This window comes from Streptomyces sp. NPDC051109 (assembly GCF_044455885.1).
Classification (GTDB): domain Bacteria; phylum Actinomycetota; class Actinomycetes; order Streptomycetales; family Streptomycetaceae; genus Streptomyces.
Map to the genome: position 1 here is coordinate 21125 of NZ_JBITFF010000016.1, position 18095 is coordinate 39219.

General features: G+C 72.2%; 17 protein-coding genes. 8 read left to right on the top strand and 9 right to left on the bottom strand.

Going from position 1 to position 18095, the window contains the following annotated elements; all coding sequences use genetic code 11:
• The first annotated feature begins 4 nt into the window (after nucleotides 1-4).
• The 4 genes from ACIBAD_RS26445 to ACIBAD_RS26460 all read left to right on the top strand — a co-directional run bounded on the left by ACIBAD_RS26445 (nucleotide 5) and on the right by ACIBAD_RS26460 (nucleotide 3972).
• Entirely contained in the window at nucleotides 5-1279 is a 1275-nt protein-coding gene (locus ACIBAD_RS26445) for an NAD(P)-binding domain-containing protein (RefSeq protein ID WP_398908882.1), read from the top strand.
• An 18-nt stretch (nucleotides 1280-1297) separates the two neighbouring features.
• Entirely contained in the window at nucleotides 1298-1585 is a 288-nt protein-coding gene (locus ACIBAD_RS26450; protein ID WP_134073638.1) for a hypothetical protein, read from the top strand.
• A 12-nt stretch (nucleotides 1586-1597) separates the two neighbouring features.
• A complete protein-coding gene (locus tag ACIBAD_RS26455) occupies nucleotides 1598-3685 on the top strand; it encodes a SpoIIE family protein phosphatase (RefSeq protein WP_134073640.1) in 2088 nt (695 codons plus the stop codon).
• Nucleotides 3686-3792: 107 nt separating this feature from the next.
• On the top strand, nucleotides 3793-3972 hold the full coding sequence (locus ACIBAD_RS26460) for a hypothetical protein (RefSeq protein WP_134073642.1): 180 nt from the start codon (nucleotides 3793-3795) through the stop codon (nucleotides 3970-3972).
• 55 nt (nucleotides 3973-4027) lie between these two features.
• Here the strand turns inward: ACIBAD_RS26460 and ACIBAD_RS26465 are convergent, their stop codons facing one another.
• Complete coding sequence (locus ACIBAD_RS26465; protein WP_134073644.1) at nucleotides 4028-4468, bottom strand: DUF6299 family protein; 441 nt, start codon at nucleotides 4466-4468, stop codon at nucleotides 4028-4030.
• A gap of 165 nt (nucleotides 4469-4633) precedes the next feature.
• On the opposite strand from ACIBAD_RS26465, the gene ACIBAD_RS26470 reads away from it, so the two are divergent.
• Nucleotides 4634-5224 carry a DUF4352 domain-containing protein gene (locus ACIBAD_RS26470; RefSeq protein WP_134073646.1) on the top strand — a complete coding sequence of 197 codons (591 nt, stop codon included), beginning with the start codon at nucleotides 4634-4636 and terminating at the stop codon, nucleotides 5222-5224.
• 56 nt (nucleotides 5225-5280) lie between these two features.
• A complete protein-coding gene (locus ACIBAD_RS26475; RefSeq protein WP_134073648.1) occupies nucleotides 5281-5772 on the top strand; it encodes a DUF5949 family protein in 492 nt (163 codons plus the stop codon).
• 108 nt (nucleotides 5773-5880) lie between these two features.
• Here ACIBAD_RS26475 and ACIBAD_RS26480 read toward each other — a convergent pair whose 3' ends face one another.
• On the bottom strand, nucleotides 5881-7149 hold the full coding sequence (locus tag ACIBAD_RS26480) for a cytochrome P450 (protein WP_398908887.1): 1269 nt from the start codon (nucleotides 7147-7149) through the stop codon (nucleotides 5881-5883).
• Nucleotides 7150-7211: 62 nt separating this feature from the next.
• Complete coding sequence (locus tag ACIBAD_RS26485) at nucleotides 7212-8366, bottom strand: low temperature requirement protein A (protein ID WP_134073652.1); 1155 nt, start codon at nucleotides 8364-8366, stop codon at nucleotides 7212-7214.
• Nucleotides 8367-8764: 398 nt separating this feature from the next.
• Between ACIBAD_RS26485 and ACIBAD_RS26490 the strand changes: the two genes are divergently transcribed.
• The gene (locus ACIBAD_RS26490) at nucleotides 8765-8998 is read left to right on the top strand and encodes a hypothetical protein (protein ID WP_134073654.1); all 234 of its coding nucleotides are present in this window, start codon (nucleotides 8765-8767) and stop codon (nucleotides 8996-8998) included.
• 4 nt (nucleotides 8999-9002) lie between these two features.
• Here the strand turns inward: ACIBAD_RS26490 and mscL are convergent, their stop codons facing one another.
• The 6 genes from mscL to ACIBAD_RS26520 all read right to left on the bottom strand — a co-directional run bounded on the left by mscL (nucleotide 9003) and on the right by ACIBAD_RS26520 (nucleotide 14951).
• The gene (gene mscL / locus ACIBAD_RS26495; RefSeq protein WP_134073656.1) at nucleotides 9003-9572 is read right to left on the bottom strand and encodes a large conductance mechanosensitive channel protein MscL; all 570 of its coding nucleotides are present in this window, start codon (nucleotides 9570-9572) and stop codon (nucleotides 9003-9005) included.
• Nucleotides 9573-9695: 123 nt separating this feature from the next.
• Nucleotides 9696-10154, bottom strand: a complete 459-nt coding sequence (locus ACIBAD_RS26500) for a hypothetical protein (RefSeq protein ID WP_398908890.1) — start codon at nucleotides 10152-10154, stop codon at nucleotides 9696-9698.
• Between the two features lie 279 nt (nucleotides 10155-10433).
• Nucleotides 10434-11267 carry an S-methyl-5'-thioadenosine phosphorylase gene (locus ACIBAD_RS26505; RefSeq protein WP_134073660.1) on the bottom strand — a complete coding sequence of 278 codons (834 nt, stop codon included), beginning with the start codon at nucleotides 11265-11267 and terminating at the stop codon, nucleotides 10434-10436.
• Between the two features lie 84 nt (nucleotides 11268-11351).
• Complete coding sequence (locus ACIBAD_RS26510) at nucleotides 11352-11651, bottom strand: FmdB family zinc ribbon protein (RefSeq protein ID WP_134073662.1); 300 nt, start codon at nucleotides 11649-11651, stop codon at nucleotides 11352-11354.
• A 67-nt stretch (nucleotides 11652-11718) separates the two neighbouring features.
• On the bottom strand, nucleotides 11719-13053 hold the full coding sequence (locus ACIBAD_RS26515) for an MFS transporter (protein WP_398908894.1): 1335 nt from the start codon (nucleotides 13051-13053) through the stop codon (nucleotides 11719-11721).
• 440 nt (nucleotides 13054-13493) lie between these two features.
• A complete protein-coding gene (locus ACIBAD_RS26520) occupies nucleotides 13494-14951 on the bottom strand; it encodes a potassium/proton antiporter (protein ID WP_398908896.1) in 1458 nt (485 codons plus the stop codon).
• Nucleotides 14952-15240: 289 nt separating this feature from the next.
• Here ACIBAD_RS26520 and ACIBAD_RS26525 point away from each other — a divergent pair, with 289 nt between their 5' ends.
• Complete coding sequence (locus ACIBAD_RS26525; protein ID WP_134073668.1) at nucleotides 15241-18093, top strand: penicillin acylase family protein; 2853 nt, start codon at nucleotides 15241-15243, stop codon at nucleotides 18091-18093.
• The last annotated feature ends 2 nt before the right edge of the window (nucleotides 18094-18095 follow it).

Consider the following 18095-nt stretch of genomic DNA (forward strand, 5'->3'; position numbering starts at 1 on the left):
GCGGATGGACGATCTGGTCGTGGTCGGCGCCGGGCCGTACGGGCTGTCGATCGCCGCGCACGCGGCGGCGGCCGGGCTCGGCGTACGGGTGCTCGGACGGCCCATGGCCTCGTGGCGGGACCACATGCCCGAGGGCATGTACCTGAAATCGGAGCCCTGGTCCTCCAACCTGTCCGCGCCCGACGGCCGGCACACCCTCGCCGCGTACTGCGCCGGCCGCGGCATGGCGGCCGAGCACGGCAGCCCGCTGCCGATCGACGTGTTCAGCTCGTACGGCCTGTGGTTCGCCCGGCACGCCGTGCCCGAGGTGGAGGAGGTGACGGTCACCGAGGTCTCCCCGCAGGGCGAGGGATTCCTCGTCCGCACCGCCGAGGGGCCGCCGCTGCTCGCCCGGACGGTCGCGCTCGCCGTCGGGGTGATGCCGTTCGTCCACCTCCCCGGGCCGCTGCGGGAGCTGCCGCCCGGGCACTGCTCGCACAGCAGCGGCCACCGCGACCTGGCCCGGTTCGCCGGCCGGGAGGTCGCCGTGATCGGGGCCGGGCAGGCGGCGCTGGAGACCGCCGCCCTGCTGGCGGAGAACGGGGCCCGGCCCTGCCTGGTCGCCCGCCGGTCCCGGCTGAACTGGAACACCGTGCCCCAGCCGCTGGAGCGACCGGTGCTGCGCGCCCTGCGCGATCCGCACAGCGGCCTCGGCACCGGCTGGCGCAGCTGGGTGTGGTCGGAGCTGCCCTGGGCGGTGCGCCGGCTCCCCGCGCCGACCCGGGAGCGGATCGCGGCGACCGCGCTCGGGCCCGCCGGGGCCTGGTGGCTGCGGGACCGCTTCGAGCGGAGCGTCCCAGTGCTGCTGGGCCACCGGCTGCACCGGGCGGTGGCGGTGGGCGGGCGGACCCGGCTCGGGCTGACGACCGCGGCCGGGGAGTCCGTCGTACTGGACGTCGCGCACGTCGTCGCGGCCACCGGGTTCACCCCGCACCTGGGGCGCCTGGAGCTGCTCGACGCCAGGCTGCGGGCCGCCCTGGACACCGTCGGGGACGGCGGCACCCCGGAGCTGAGCGCCGGGTTCGAGTCCTCGTGGCCGGGACTGTTCTTCGCGGGGCTGCTGACGGCTCCCTCATTCGGCCCTTCCATGCGATTCGTGCACGGTGCGGGGTTCACGGCGGGGAGACTGGTTGCAGGAGTCCGAAAGCGCCTCGGCGCCCGGGGCAGGCCGGCGGCCTCCACCGGGACCGTACGGCCCGACCGGGCCGGTGCCGGGCATCCGAAGACGTCTCTGCGGTGAGGTCGAGAGGGGACCGCGATGAGTGCGGAGCAGCGAGCACAGGGTGGCCGCGGCTGGGTGCGCATTCCCGCGAGCCGGGCGGAGCAGCCCGGGGCGGCCAGGCCCGGGCCGAGGGCCGCGGCCAGGCCCGCCGCCTCGCCGTACGCCCCTCCCGCGCACACCCCTGCCGGGCACGCGGCACCGGACCAGCCGACGATCTACTTCTTCCTCGTCAAGCGCTGGCAGGAGGCCGGGCGCACCCTTCCGGGGCATCCTGACGAGGAGTGGGAGCGGTTGATCTCCCAGCCGTGCTGGCCCGGCCGTTAGGTGGTGTGTCTCGTGGCAGCGGCGGAGCGCGACAGATCCGGGCAGGGCAGCCGGGAGCCGGTGACGGGGCCCGGCGAGCGGCTCGCGCTGAACGGCATGGGCAGCTTCGAGTGGGACCTGGCCGCCGGGACGCTGATGCTCGACGAGTCCGGGCTCGTGGTCTTCGACCTGGAGCGGGAGGAGTTCGACGACACCCCGGAGGCGCTGGGGCTGCGGATCCCGGCCGACGACGGCGCCCGGCTGGCGGAGTCCACGCAGGCGGCCCTGGACGGCGGCATGGAGACGTACGGCTCGTACTTCACCGTGCAGCGGCGCGACGGCGTCGACCAGTGGACGCACACGCAGGGCCGGATCCTGCGCGACGCCGACGGCAGGGCCCTGCGGATCGTCGGGATCGTACGGGACGCGACGGCCGAGCTGGCGCACGCCACCGTGCTGCGGAAGCTGGAGTCGGCGCGGGCCCAGCAGGCCACGATCGTGCAGCGGACGACGGAGGCCCTGTCGCGGGCGGTGACGGTCGACGACGTCACGGCCACGCTGACCGGGGCGGGGGCGCTGGAGCGGCTCGGTGCGGACGGGCTGGCCCTGGGGCTGGTCGAGAACGGCGCCATCAAGATCATCGCGCTGAGCGGGGAGTCGCTGGAGATCCTCAGCGAGCGGCGGTTCACCCGGCTGGACGGCTCGCTGCCGCTGTCGCAGGCGGTGCTCACCCGCAAGGCGCGGTTCGTCACCTCCCTCACCGAGCTCGCGGGCGAGTTCCCGCTGCTCGCTGACTACCTGCGCCGCATCCGCTTCGACGCCGCCGCCTATCTGCCGCTGATCGCGCAGGCCAAGGCGATCGGCGGGCTCGTGCTGTTCTACCGGCGGCGCAGCGAGTTCAGCCCGGAGGAGCGCAACCTGTGCCTGGGCCTGGCCGGCATCGTGGCGCAGTCCCTCCAGCGGGCGCTCCTGTTCGACCAGGAGCGGGAGTTCGCCACGGGCCTGCAGGCCTCGATGCTGCCGCGCCGGATCCCCGAGATCAGCGGCGGGGAGATCGCGGTGCGCTACCACTCCGCGTGGAGCGGGCGGGAGGTCGGCGGGGACTGGTACGACGTGATCGCGCTGCCCCGCGACCGGGTCGGCATCGTCGTGGGCGACGTACAGGGCCACGACACGCACGCGGCGGCGATCATGGGCCAGCTGCGGATCGCGCTGCGGGCGTACGCGGGGGAGGGCCATCCGCCGTCCACCGTCTTGGCCCGGGCCTCCCGCTTCCTGGCCGAACTGGACACCGAGCGCTTCGCGACCTGCATGTACGCACAGGTGGACCTGGAGACCGGCGGCGTACGGGCGGTCCGCGCGGGCCATCTCGGGCCGCTGATCCGGCACACGGACGGGCGTACGGGCTGGCCCAACGTACGGGGCGGCCTGCCCCTCGGGCTGGCCTCGGTCTTCGAGCAGGAGGAGTTCCCCGAGACCCGGCTCGACCTGGTCCCGGGGGAGACGCTGGTGCTGTGCACCGACGGCCTGGTCGAGGAGCCCGGCACCGCCATCACCCAGGGCATGGAGGCCCTCGCCCACGCCGTGCGCAGCGGTCCGCAGGAGGCGGGCGCGCTCGCCGACCACCTCTCGGACCGGCTCTGGGAGCGCTGGGGATCCGGGGACGACGTGGCCCTGCTGGTGCTGCGCCGGGCCCCCGACCCGGGCACCCACCGGGCCCCGCGGATCCACCAGTACATCCACCAGGCGGACCCGGAGGGCCTCTCGGAGGCCCGCTACGCCCTGCGCCAGGCCCTGCGCGACTGGGGCATGCCCGAGCTCGCCGACGACGTGGAACTGGCCGCCGGGGAACTGCTGGTCAACGCCCTGCTGCACACGGACGGCGGGGCGGTGCTGACCATGGAGGTGCTGCCGGAGCCGGTCCGGCGGATCCGGCTGTGGGTCAAGGACCGCTCCAGCGTCTGGCCGCGCCGGCGCACCCCGGGGGAGGCCGCCACCACCGGGCGCGGGCTGCTGCTGGTGGACGCGCTGGCCACGCACTGGGGCGTGGAGTCCCGGGGCGACGGCAAGGCGGTGTGGTGCGAGTTCGACGTCGCGGGCACGACGCGGAGCGTCGGGTGACCGCATACCGGAAGGTGACCGGGCCGTCACGCCGAGTTGCGGCATGCGGGGGTCGGAGTGATGATGCGGTCCATGGAACGGACGACCACACGGACCGGGACCCCGCCGTGCACCGGCTGAACAAGCGGCCGGGCAGGGGGGCCGCGACCGCCCTCCTCGCGCTGCTCCTGCTGGCCGTCGGCGTACCGGAGGCCGTGCACCGTACGGCCGGGAGTCCGCACGCGGATCCCGGTTGCCGGACCGTCGCGTTCATGTCGATGACCGGCGTGGCCCCCGCCTGCCGGTAGCGGCGGCTACCGGCCGCGGGAGGTCCGGTCGGTCCGGCGGTGGCCCGGCCGCGGCTCAGCGCTGCTTCTCCTCCAGCCAGACGTCCCGCTCGGCCTGCGCCAGGTAGGACACGCGCACGCTGAACCCGGAGTGCAGGCTCGCCGACTGGAGCTTGGCCTCCGCAGCGGCCGCCCCCGGGTGCACGGTCACCAGTTTCAGCGAGGTGGACGCGGACCAGTCGTGCTGCTGTCCGTCGCAGGCGGCCTCCTCGCCGCCGAAGCCCAGGCGGGTCGAATCCTGGGCGAGCGTGACCTGGATTTGCACTCCACGGGGTGACGAGGGCTCGCACCTGTAGGTCCCGAAAAGGGTGACGCGGCCGTCTTCGGAAATGTGACCGACTTCCTGTACGGAAATCTCATTGCCGTGGGAGCGGGCGTCGGCAGGGGCGGTGAGCGCGGTGGCGGCGGCCAGTGCGGAAAGCGCCGTCACGGCCACGCGACGGGTGGAAACTCGCATGAATCCTCCATGGGGGGTGGGGTCGGCACAAAAGCGCCGAAACGCATTGTGCTGGCAGATGGCGGGCAACTCCTTCCGCACACTCGTGTCGGTGTGTGCAATTGCCCGCTCGGGCGCGTGAGACTGGCCGAAATACCTCACCGAAGGTCCCCGAAGGGATCATGTATGCGCCAGTCCGCTTCCGTTCTCGCCGCCGCCCTCCTGCCCCTCCTGCTGTTCGGTGCCACGGCCTGCTCCGGTGCCCCCGAAGGGGCCGCGCTCGCCCCCGCCGCGGCGCCGGCCGTCCCGGTGGACGACGGCGCGCCCGGAGCCGGGGAGGATCCGGCGGCCCGGGCCGCTTCGAAGGACGCCCATGTGGGCGACGCCGTACGGGTGCGCGGGCGCCAGGTGGGCCGGCACCTGCAGGCCGTGCTCAACGCGTACGTCGACCCGGCGGTCAGCGTGGAGAAGGACTACGCCCCGCCCGCGGGCAAGCGCTGGGTGGCCGCCTCCATGTCGTTCGCCAACGTCGGCGGGGACTCGTACGGGGACCTCGGGCAGATGTGGGCGTACGACAGCGCGGGCGGTCGCCACCCGGTGGTTCCGACCGGTGAACTGACCACCGGCAAACCCCTCGTCTTCGATTCCCTCGCCGTCGGACAGCGGGCCGAGGGATGGGTGGTGTTCGAAATCCCGGAAAAGGCCAGCATCGTGCGGCTCCAGTACCAGGACGCGAACATGCAGGCGAATTCCGGAGAGGGATTCTGGGTCGTGTAGCCCGCGCGGGTGAAAGGCCGAAAAGGCGCGGCGGAGAGAGCACTAGGGTGCGGCGCATGACTTCAACTCAAGCCGAAATCGACCGGTCCCACCTCGGCACCCTTTCCGTGCTCGCCTGGATCGGTGACCCCTCCGAGGGCCACGACATCCCCTACCTGCTCGCCTACAGCCTCGGCGACGGGCCGCAGGGGCGGGAGGCCGGCGAGAAGGCCGCCCGCGGGCTGCTGGAGGAGATCGGTCTGCCCATCGGTGACGTGGTCATGGACGGCACCCGCAACCCGACCGGCTTCCCCGTGCAGATCGTGCTCGCGGACAACCAGGTCGCGCTGACCATGCCGGGACTGAACGCGACCTGCACCGCCCCGAACGAGTGGGTCGCCGCGGCCGTCGAGAGCGGCCAGGCCTACTTCCTGTTCGCCACGCGCGCCTGGCCCGAGGCCGTCCCGGGCCAGCCGGTGGACCCGAAGACCCTCCAGGAGTTCGCGGGCGACGAGTCCGTGCTCACGAGCAGCGCCCACTGCGTACTGGCGGTGCGGCGCCTCCAGTAGGGCGCTCCCGGGATCCGCTCCGGGGATCCGCTCCCGGGATCCCCGGGGGCCCGCCCCCCCTCGCCGGCCGCCGGGCTCCCAGCCCGCCCGGTGGCCGGCCGCGTCCCCTCAGGGGCGCTCGAAGGCGAACTTGAGCGAGCGGACCCGGTTGTCGAAGTTCGAGCCCGCCAGGTCCGGCAGCCCCACCGCCCGCAGCCCCACCGGCCGGGTCAGCAGTTCGCGGAACAGGGCCTTCATCTCCACCCGGGCCAGGTGCGCGCCCAGGCAGAAGTGCGGGCCGCCGCCGCCGAAGCCCAGGTGCGGATTGGGCGAGCGGGTGATGTCGAAGGCGTCGGGGTCGGGGAAGACCGCCTCGTCGCGGTTGGCGGAGGCGTAGTACAGCACCACCTTGTCCCCGGGCCGGAACAAGTGCCCGCCCAGGGTGTGTTCGGCGGCCACCGTCCGGCGGAACTGGATGATCGGCGTCGAGTGGCGGATCATCTCGTCCACCGCGCCGTCCGCGTACGCCTCGAAGTCCCCGAGCAGCAGGTCCCGTTGGGCGGGGTGGTCGGTCAGCAGGGTCAGCCCGTGGGTGATCGCGTTGCGGGTGGTCTCCACCCCGGCCACCATCAGCAGCGAGAAGAACGCGCCGAGCTGGCGGGCGTTCAGCGCCTGCCCGTCCACGTCCGCGGTGACCAGGGCCGAGATCAGGTCACCGGTGGGGTTCTTGCGCCGCTCCCGGCCGATGCCCGCGACCATCCGCTGCATCTTGGCCAGGGCCCGCAGCCCGCGCCCGGGCATCCGCAGCCGCGAGGCCAGGCCCCGCTCGACGCCGATGTTCTCCGAGGCGTGGTTGACGCGGTCGGCGATCTCGGCGCGGTAGCGCTCCGGGATCCCCATCATGTTGCAGATGACCTCCAGCGGCAGCCGGGACGCCACGGCCGTGACGAACTCGTCGGGCTCCTGCGCCAGTACGTCGTCCACGATCCGGGCGGCCACCGCGTGGACGTCCGCCTCGGCCGCCGCCAGCAGCCGCGGAGTGAACGCCCGCTGCACGATCTTGCGCAGCCGGGCGTGGTCCGCACCGTCCAGGTTGACCATCGAGTCCCCGAACAGCGCCCGCACCCACCGGGCCGGCTCGGGCGTGGTCACCCCGGGCGCGCTGGCGAACACCTTGGGCAGCCGGCTCGCCTCCTGCACGTCCGCGTGCCGTACGAGGGCCCAGTGCCCGCGGCCCTTGCCCTCGGGTACGTAGACCGGGGAGTCCAGGGCCCGCAGCCGGGCGAACGCCGCCAGCCGCGCCGCCGGGGGCTGCTGCCAGAACGCCGGGTCGGCGAGCTCCCCGTACTCCGCCACCGCCGCGCCCGTGTCCGCGTACCGCTGTACCGGGACCTTCATCGTTTCTTCTCCTGTCCCTGGCGTGCTCGCCGTGGCCGCCGCGGCCGTGCCGCCCGCCGTCCTCACGCACCAGAACGCTCCCGGTCGGCCAAGGTCACGCCCACCGCGACGGCGGCCGCGGCGACCAGCCCGGCCCACAGCACCGCCCGCGCGCCGGTCCACGCGCAGGCGAGGATCGCCAACGCCGTGAGCGGCAGCACCAGCTGCTGGGCCGTACCGCGCTTGAAGTGGCGGGAGTGCAGGAGCCAGACGAAGGCCAGGAAGAGCGCAGCCGGGATGCACACCGCGAGGTTGGCGGACAGGGCCGAGACGTGGGCCTTGCCGACCGCGTGCTCGATCGCCACTTCGATGCCGGCTCCGATGGCCGCGGCCGACGCGAAGATCACGAAATGCCCGTACCCCCACGGGATGGCCTCGCGGTTGCTCCGCAGCCGGTCGTGCGCGGGTACCGCGAAGTAGATCCACCAGGCCGCGAAGACCAGCAGCAGCCCGCCGGCGGCGATCGGCAGCAGCTCGCCCGGCGCCTCGTGCTCGTCGATCGCCGACTGGACCGCGACGGTGCTGGCGGCGATGGTCTCGCCGAGCACGATGATGGTGAACAGGCCGTACCGCTCGGCGATGTGGTGCGGATGCCAGTGGGTCTGGTAGCTGCGCTCGGCGAGCACCGGAACCAGCAGCTCGATCATCACGAGCACCAGGAACAGCCATCTGCGGGACTGCTCGGGTGCCGCGAGCAGCGCCACCCAGCCGGCCTGGCAGAGCAGCAGCCCCGCCGCGTACGTGAGCGCCGTGCGCCGGGCCGGGCCCTGCTCCCCGGCGGCGGCGCGCAGCCACTGCACGGTGAGCGCGAGCCGCATCACCACGTAGCCGAGGACGGCGATGGTCCAGTCGTTGTCGTTGAAGGCGCGCGGGATCCCCGCCGCGTAGATGAGCACACCGGCGATCTGCACCAGGGTCGCGATCCGGTACGGCACGTCGTCGACGTCGTAGGCGGACGCGAACCAGGTGAAGTTCATCCAGGCCCACCACACCCCGAAGAACACGAAGAGGAAGCCGGCGATGCCGTCGCCGACATGTCCCTCGGCGAGCGCGTGGACGAGCTGGCGGCCGGCCTGCGCCACGGCGACGACGAAGCAGAGGTCGAAGAACAGCTCCAGCGGGGTCGAGGCCCGGTGGCCCTCGTCCCGGCTGCGGGAGGTCATCGGTACGTACGTCATACCGCACAGGACAGCAGCCGTACGCCGGTCGGCAGGCGAGGCGCGCGGCGCCGGCGGGGCAGCGGACACCCCTGACCTACGCGCCGTGAGCGTGGGGACTTCGTCCTTGCCGCCCACGCGACGCCTCTCCTTTGATGCCGGAGGGCGGGAGGGCGGAGCCTGGAGGGGACAGGACCCTCAGGAGTCTTCTCCAACCCCCAGGACGTGTCATGAGTTCCGCCACGCAGGATCTGCGCACGGAGACGGTCCGCCGCGTGCAGGCGCCCGATCCGGCGCAGTACCGCACCGGCCGCACCAGCACGGCCTGGTCGCCGGAGGGTCCGCGGTCGCCGACTGACCCCGGGCCGGGGCCGCGGCGGGCGCAGGGTCGGGGGCCGGGGCGGCCGTACCCTGGAGGCATGAGCAGCGCCCCCGCCTCCGACCCGCAGCCCTCGCAGCCCGAGGCCGCCCCCGAGCCCCGGCCCGAGGCCGCCCCCGCGGCGCGGCCCAAGCCCCGGCTCGTCTTCGACGACCCGCTGGACCAGCAGTCCTCGGACGACACCGACCGCGGGTGGGGCGAGCGGCCGACCTCCGCCGGGAGCGCGGCCGACCTGGCCCGCTTCCTCGACGAGAAGCCGCCGCACCACGTCTGACCCGCTAGTAGCCCTGACCGGGGTTGCCGTACGGGCCGCTCTGACCGCCGTACCCGCCCTGGCCGCTCTGACCGCCGTACCCGCCCTGGCCGCCCCCCTGGCCGCTGCCCTGGCCGTTTCGGCTGCGCTGGGCGACCAGCTCGTCCCGGATCTCCTTGAGCACCACCAGCTCGGTGATCTCCATGGTCTCCTGGACGCCCTCCCTGGCCCGGCGGCGCTGCTCCATCCTGGCCAGGTACTTCGCCATCGGCAGCACCATCAGGAAGTAGACGACCGCGGCGGTGATCAGGAAGGTCAGGGCGGCGTTCAGCACCGAGCCCCAGAGGATGTTCACGCCGATGGCATCCCCCTTCGCGTCGATGCCGCAGGGGCCCTTCAGACAGGACGTGTAACCGTCCAGGCTCTTCGTGCCGACGGCGCCGACCACCGGGCTGATGATCCCCTTCACCACCGAGTTCACGATGTTCGTGAACGCGGCGCCGATGACGACCGCCACCGCCAGGTCGACTACGTTGCCGCGCATCAGGAAGGCCTTGAAGCCTGCCAGGACGCTCTCCTTCTTCTGCTCGCTCACCACTGAGCCTCTCTTCGAATCCGCCGAACATGGAGCCAACGGTTCCGAAAGCTACGGCAGTCCGGGCACGCCGTGTCCCATCGGGGCCCGTCTTGTGGTGACTTGGCGGCACGCCGGTCCGGTTCAGCACAATGTCACCGCCAGTCGTGCCACCGCGCCCGCCCCGACGAGGGTCCGCGCGGTCTCCCGGGGCACCGACAGGACCACCAGCGCCCCGGCGTCCCCCACGCCCTTCTCCGGATCGGGCACTTCGGCCACGCGGGCGCCGGCGGCCACCACCCGGGGCGGGCCCGCGCGCTCCGCCGCGACCACGTCCACCCGGTCGCCGGGCCGCAACAGCCGCACCGTCGCCGCGTCCGCGATGCGCACCGGCGCCGACACCCACCGCACCACCGCCGGGGGTTTCACCTCGGGCGGCGCGGCCGCGCCCCGTGAGGCCTGAGCGGCCTCCGCCCCGCCCACCACCGCCAGCGCGGCCGCCAGCACGGCCAGACCGGCCGAAGCGGCCCGCCGCCGACGCCGAACGGCCCGGCGCAGCCGGTCCCCGCCCCGCCCGACGCGAAGCGGGGGAAAGGAGGGCACGGGGCGCGCGGGGGGACACGGAGAAGGGGTGGAGGAGGCGGAGAAGCACGAGGACTTGGACATGACGGCCACCACCGGCGAATCGGGTTCCGATGCCCGGACCCTGCGCCCGGACACCCCTCACGATCCGCCGCGCCGCGAAATCCCGCTCACGCCTGTGGACGATCCCCAGCCTGTGGACAACGCCGCCACCCCTAGGGATGGGTCGGCGTCAGACGTCCAGAGGGATCCCCGTGGCGGCGGACCGCGCCGCGCGGTCGCCGGGGGCCTCCTCGTTGATCACGGCAGTTCGATGCCCAGGTCCCAGCCGTCGTGGGCGTGGGTGCACAGGCAGGCGCGGGATTCCGTCGCCGGGAGGGCCGACACCGCGTCGAAGAGGACCTCGCGCAGGCGGCCGACGTTCTCGCCGAACACCTTCAGGACCTCCGTGTGCGACACGCCCTCGCCCGTCTCCGCGCCCGCGTCCAGGTCGGTGACCAGGGCCATCGACGTGTAGCAGAGCCCCAGCTCGCGCGCGAGGACCGCCTCCGGGTGGCCCGTCATGCCGACGACCGACCAGCCCATCGCCGCGTGCCACTTCGACTCGGCGCGGGTCGAGAAGCGGGGGCCCTCGACCACGACCATCGTGCCGCCGTCCACCGGCTCCCACGCACGGCCGCGCGCCGCCGACAGCGCCACCGACCGGCCCACCGGGCAGTACGGGTCGGCGAAGGTGGTGTGCACGACGTTCGGCACCGTCCCGTCGGGCAGCGGCTCACCGTCGAAGAAGGTCTGGGCGCGGGACTTCGTACGGTCGACCAGCTGGTCGGGAACGAGCAGTGTGCCCGGACCGTACTCGGTGCGCAGGCCGCCGACCGCGCACGGGCCGAGCACCTGGCGCACGCCCATCGAGCGCAGCGCCCACAGGTTGGCGCGGTAGTTGATCTTGTGGGGCGGGACCTTGTGGCTGCGGCCGTGGCGCGGGAGGAAGGCGACCTGGCGCCCGGCCAGTTCGCCGATGAAGAGGGAGTCGCTCGGGGGCCCGTACGGGGTGTCCACCCGGACCTCGGAGACGTCGTCCAGGAAGGAGTAGAAGCCCGAGCCGCCGATGACACCGATCTCTGCGTTAGCCATGCGGCCACCCTAACCGGGCATGCGCAAGGCCCCGCCGCCCGGACGGGGCTGCGGGGCCTTACGGAAAGCAGATGAGATCAGAGGTCAGGCAGCCGACGTGGAGCTGGACCCGGTGCTCGTGCTCGACGTCGAGGACGTCGACGAAGCGGCCGGGGCGGCGGCAGGCGTCGACGGCTTCGAGGAGGCAGGGGTGCTGCTCGACGAAGCGCCGCGGCTGTCGTTCCGGTAGAAACCGGAACCCTTGAAGACGATGCCGACCGCGGAGAACACCTTCTTCAGGCGTCCGTGGCAGTTCGGGCACTCGGTCAGTGCGTCATCGGTGAACTTCTGCACGGCCTCAAGGCCCTCACCGCACTCGGTGCACTGGTACTGGTAGGTCGGCACGAATTTCCTCCTGGCACTCTGACTCGATGAGTGCTAACGACGTTCCATGGTGACGTATTCCGGCCGATCAGTCCACCGTCACCGGCACGCGGTGACCGACACCACGCTCGTTCACCCGCGCAGCAGGGGCCTCCGCAGCAGCAGCGGCAGGCGATCCCGTCGACGAGTTGATGATCCGGCTCGGGGCCTTCGGGGCCAGGCTCGACCGCAGCGCGAGCAGGGTCGCCAGCGCCAGCATGGTGCCCGCCATGGGCACCAGGAAGCCGTACGAGGACCCGTGCGCGTCCGTCAGGCGGCCGGCCAGGGTCACGGCAGTGGCCTGACCGAAGGCGACGGCGCCGGTCAGCCAGGTGAAGGCCTCGGTCCGGGCGTTCGCCGGGATCAGGGACTCGATCATCGTGTAGCCGGTGATCAGGGCCGGGGCGATGCACAGGCCGACGACCAGGCCGAGCGCGCCGAGCAGGACCATCGAGTGCGCGGTCCACAGGACCGAGGCGGCGACGGTGAGGCCGGCGTAGCCGAGCAGCAGCCGGCGGCGCGGGCCGATCTTCCAGGCGATGGCGCCGCAGGCGATGCCCGCGGTCATGTTGCCGGCCGCGAAGACGCCGTACAGCAGGCCGTTCGCGCCCGGGTTGCCGATCTCGTTCGAGAAGGCGGCCAGCGAGACCTGCATGCCGCCGAAGACGGCGCCGATGCCGAGGAAGGCCACGATCAGGACGCGCAGGCCCGGGAAGGACAGTGCGGAAGCGTGCTTCTCGCCCCCGGCCGGGACGGCGTGCGGCTTCGGCTGGGTGGCGCGCTGCGCGGCGAAGACCAGACCGCCGGCCAGCGTGAGCGCGGCCTCGGTGATCAGGCCGGCGGCCGGGTGGACGCCGGTGCACAGCGCGGTGGCCAGCACCGGGCCGACGACGAAGGTGAACTCGTCGGTGACGGACTCGAACGCGGCGGCCGTCGGCAGCAGCGGGGAGCCTTCCAGCTTGGCGGCCCAGCGGGCCCGGACCATCGGCCCGACCTGCGGGACGGAGGCGCCGGCCGGGACGGCGGCCAGGGCCAGCGCCCACACGGGAGCGCCCAGCAGCGCGAGCGCCACGAGGGTGCTGACGGCGGCGGAGTGCATGAGGACGACGGGGACCAGGACGGCGCTCTGGCCGCGGCGGTCGGTGAGCTTGCCCATCACCGGGGCGGACAGCGCCATCGAGACGCCGGTGACGGCGGCCACGATGCCTGCGCTGCCGTAGGAGCCGGTGGTGTGCTGGACGAGCAGCAGGATGCTGATGGTCAGCATGCCGAAGGGGAGCCGGGCGGCGAATCCCGGGAGGACGAAGCCGATGGCGCCGGGCGTGCGCAGGAGCTGCCCGTAACCGGGGCGGGCGGACTTGTCGGTCGTGACCGCGGATGTCACGGCCTGGCCTTTCCGCTGCCTGGTAGAGCGTCCCCGTCTGCGGACGGTGGGCCGCCTCGTGAGCGACCGCACCCGTACATGTGGGAGCCCCGAGAGCTGTCCTCTTGCGCAGAACCGAGTGATACCTGGGCGCCCACTGCGGGAGGGAGCCACGGCCGCTTTGCGGTCGCGCCAGCTCTGCGTCAGGCAGAGTTGGTTCGATGTGGTGTGCCTTAATCGTACAGGCAGACCGGGTGTGTGTCCTGTGATTCCGGCGACATCTGATGTCTTCACCTGCGATTAACTGGAAGTTCGCATTCCGGGGCCCGTGAAAGCGGGGTGAAACGGCCCGCAAACCCTGAAAACACAGAATTAGAACGACACTCTAACGCTCTGTTGAAGTCAGGTGCGGGCCGTGCTCGGGCCGCGAGGGCCCCGATCGGCCCCTGCTCAGCCCCTGCTCAGCCCCCGTTCGAGCCCGTCCCGAGCCAACCGGCCAGCTTGCCGCCCCGCGCCACGGCCCGCAGCCGGGCCTCCGCCGCGTCCCGCACCGGATCCGTGGCCACCACCAGCAGCTCGTCCCCGCGCCGCAGCACCGTGGACGGCAGCGGTACGAAGCTCTTCGCGTCCCGGACCACCAGCGTCACCGAGGCCCCCGGCGGCAGCCGCAGCTCGCTCACCTCGACGCCGTGCATCCGCGAGGCCTCCGGGATGGCGAAGGACAGCAGGTGCCCGCGCAGCTTCTCCAGCGGCGCCGACTCGATCCCCAGGTCGGCGGCGCCCGCGTCGGTGTCGCCGAGCTCCAGCTTGCGCGCGAGCCAGGGCAGGGTCGGCCCCTGGACCAGGGTGTAGACGACGACCAGGACGAAGACGATGTTGAAGACGCGGTCGCTGCCCTCGATCCCGGTCACCATCGGGATGGTCGCCAGGATGATGGGCACGGCTCCGCGCAGCCCCGCCCACGACATCAGGGCCTGCTCCTGCCACGGGATCCGGAACGGCAGCAGGCTGAGGAAGACCTCCAGCGGCCGCGCCACCATGGTCAGCACCAGCCCGATGATCACGGCCGGCCAGAAGTCCTGGGCCAGCTCGTGCGGGGTGACCAGGAGCCCGAGCAGGACGAACATGCCGATCTGGGCGATCCAGCCGAGCCCGTCCGCGAAGCCCCGGGTCGCCGGCCAGTGCGGGAGCTTCGCGTTCCCGAGCACCATGGCCGCCAGGTACACGGCGAGGAAGCCGGAGCCGTGCGCCATCGCGCCGGCCGCGTACGCCGACACGGCGATCGCCATCACGGCGATCGGGTAGAGGCCGGAGGCGGGCAGGGCCACGTGCCGCAGGCCGTACGCCCCCAGGAAGCCGACCGACAGGCCGATCGCGACGCCGATCGCCAGCTCAAGGGCGATCTTGCCGACCAGGACGTACCCCGGGTCCACCGGGCCGACGGTCGCGAAGGCGACGACCAGGATGACGACGGGAGCGTCGTTGAAGCCCGACTCGGCCTCCAGCACACCCGTGATCCGCGAGGGCAGCGGCACCTTGCGCAGGACGGAGAAGACGGCCGCGGCGTCGGTCGAGGAGACGACCGCGCCGATCAGCAGCGCCTGCCGCCAGTCCAGCCCGACCAGGTAGTGCGCACCCGCGGCCGTGACGCCGACACTGATCGCGACGCCGATCAGCGACAGCACGATCGCGGCCGGCAGAGCCGGTCTGATCTGTTTCCACTTGGTGCCCAGACCGCCCTCGGCGAGGATCACGACGAGCGCGGCGTAGCCGATGACCTGGGTCAGCTCGGCATTGTCGAAAACGACGTTGCCTATGCCGTCCTGGCCTATCGCTACGCCTATGCCGAGGTAGATGAGCAGGCTGGGGAGGCCGCTGCGTGAAGAGATGCGTACCGCCGCGACGGCGACGAGCAGCACGAGCGAGCAGACCAGCAGGAGCTCATTGAGCGTGTGGACGGTCAGCGGGCGGCCCTTTCCTCAAGGCGCCCGGTGGAACGTTCCTCCAGGCGACAAGTCCGGCAAGATCGGCAGGTACTTCGTTACCTTACCTAATATTTGACGTGCCCTTTACGTGATAACCACATTGTGAAACGCGTGTTCGCCCCTGTCCTCGCCACCTCGACCCCTGGCGGATCAACGGACCCGGTCCTGCGCCTATGGTTGCTCCCAGCACTCCCAGGACCACCCTGCCCCTCTAAGGACAGCGATGCCCGCCAACGAAACCGCTCCTCCCGCCAAGAAGAGGGGACGACGCGCCCGTCTGATCGTGCTCGTGCTGGTCCTGGCGCTCCTCACGGGCTTCGGCTACGGGACGTACTGGAGCATGGACAACGTCCGCGCCTCGTTCCCCCAGGCCACCGGCACCCTCAAGGTCCCCGGCCTGACGGGCACCGTCGAGGTCAAGCGCGACTCCCACGGCATTCCCCAGCTCTACGCCGACAACGACGACGACCTCTTCCGCGCGCAGGGCTTCGTGCACGCCCAGGACCGCTTCTGGGAGATGGACGTCCGCCGCCACATGACCTCCGGCCGGCTCTCCGAGATGTTCGGGCCCGACCAGGTCGAGACCGACGCCTTCCTGCGCACGCTCGGCTGGCGCCAGGTCGCGCAGGCGGAGTACGACACGAAGCTCTCGGCCGAGACGAAGAAGTACCTCCAGGCCTACGCCGACGGGGTCAACGCGTACCTGAAGGGGAAGTCCGGCAAGGACCTCTCCGTCGAGCACTCCGCCCTCAAGCTCAGCGACGACTACCAGCCCGAGCAGTGGACGCCGGTGGACTCGGTGGCCTGGCTCAAGGCGATGGCCTGGGACCTGCGCGGCAACATGCAGGACGAGATCGACCGCGCGCTGATGTCCAACAAGCTCACGCAGGCGCAGATCGACGAGCTCTACCCGCCGTACCCGTTCGACCGCAACAAGCCGATCGTGGACGCGGGCAAGATCGACGGCGGCAAGTACGCCCCCCAGGGCGCGGCCGCGGGCTCCACGGGCTCCGGCTCCGGCAAGGGCTCCGGCGGCAGCACCACCGGCTCGCAGGCCTCGACCGGCGCGCAGGGCTCCACGGCCCCCGCCAACCCCACCGGCCTCGCGGACGACGCCACCGCCCAGGGCGCCACCGTCGGGCTGCGCAACTCGCTGACCTCCCTCGCCAAGACCCTGGACAAGGTCCCGGCGATCCTCGGCCCCAACGGCAGCGGCATCGGCTCGAACTCCTGGGTCGTCTCCGGCCAGTACACGACCACCGGCAAGCCGCTGCTCGCGAACGACCCGCACCTGTCCCCGCAGCTGCCCTCGGTCTGGTACCAGATGGGCCTGCACTGCCGTGCGGTCTCCAACCAGTGCAAGTACGACGTCGCCGGCTACACCTTCTCGGGCATGCCCGGCGTGGTCATCGGCCACAACGCCGACATCGCCTGGGGCATGACCAACCTCGGCGCCGACGTCACCGACCTCTACCTGGAGCAGGTCAAGCCCGAGGGCTACGTCTACGACAACAAGGTGGTCCCCTTCACGACCCGTGAAGAGGTCATCAAGATCGCGGGCGGCAAGAGCAAGAAGATCACCGTCCGCACCACCAACAACGGCCCGCTGATCTCCGACCGCAGCGACGAGCTCGGCACGGTCGGCAGCCGCGCCCCCGTCCCCAGCTCGGCCCCCGACCGCGGCAACGGCTACGCCATCGCCCTGCGCTGGACCGCCCTGGACCCCGGCAAGTCGATGGACGCGGTCTTCAACCTCGACCGGGCCAAGGACTTCGCGGGCTTCCGCGCCGCCGCCCGCGACTTCGAGGTGCCGTCGCAGAACCTGATCTACGCCGACAACAAGGGCCCCTCCGGCAACATCGGCTACCAGGCCCCCGGACGCATCCCGCTGCGCGGCGCCGGCGACGGCCGCATGCCGGCCCCCGGCTGGGACTCCAAGTACGCCTGGAAGGGCGGCAAGGACGGCAACGCGGGCTACATCCCGCAGGACGAGATGCCGTACGACTACAACCCGGCGCGCGGCTACATCGTCACCGCGAACCAGGCGGTCGTGGAGAGCGGGACCGGCGCGGGCAAGTACCCGTACGTGCTGACCACCGACTGGGGCTACGGCGCCCGCAGCCAGCGGATCAACGACCTCATCGAGGCGAAGACCAAGGACAACGGCAAGATCTCCACCGACGACATGCGCGCCATGCAGATGGACAACAGCAGCGAGATCGCCGCGCTGCTCACCCCGATGCTGGCCAAGATCGAGGTCTCGGACCCCGACGTGCGCTCCGCGCAGAAGCTGCTGGAGGGCTGGAACTACACGCAGGAGCCCGACTCGGCGGCGGCCGCGTACTTCAACGCGGTCTGGCGCAACATCCTCAAGCTGTCCTTCGGCGACAAGATGCCGAAGGAGCTGCGGATCGAGGGCAGCTGCATGAACGTCCAGGAGGAGACCAGCGGTCCGGTCGACGACCTGGCCAAGACGGTCCGCGAGTGCGGTACGCGCGGCCCCGACTCGGCGCAGCCAGACGGCGGCGACCGCTGGTTCGAGGTGGTCCGCCGCCTGGTCAAGGACGAGAAGTCGGCGTGGTGGCAGACGCCGGCCGCCCGCAACCAGCCGGCGACCGCCACCCGCGACCAGCTGTTCGCGCGGGCCATGAAGGACGCCCGCTGGGAGCTGACCGCCAAGCTCGGCAAGGACCAGTCCACCTGGACCTGGGGCCGCCTGCACCAGCTGACTCTGAAGAACCAGACCATCGGCACCGCGGGCCCGGGCTTCATGCAGTGGCTCCTCAATCGCGGCCCGTGGAACCTGGGCGGCGGCGAGGCCACCGTGAACGCGACCGGCTGGAACGCCTCCAGCGGGTACGGGGTCACCTGGGTCCCGTCGATGCGGATGGTCGTGAACCTCAACGACCTGGACAAGTCGCGCTGGATAAACCTGACCGGCGCCTCGGGCCACGCGTACCACGACAACTACACGGACCAGACGACGATGTGGGCCAAGGGCGAGCTGCTGGACTGGCCCTTCGGCAAGGAGGCCGTGGACAAGGCGACGGTGGAGACGCTGACGCTCAAGCCGTGAGC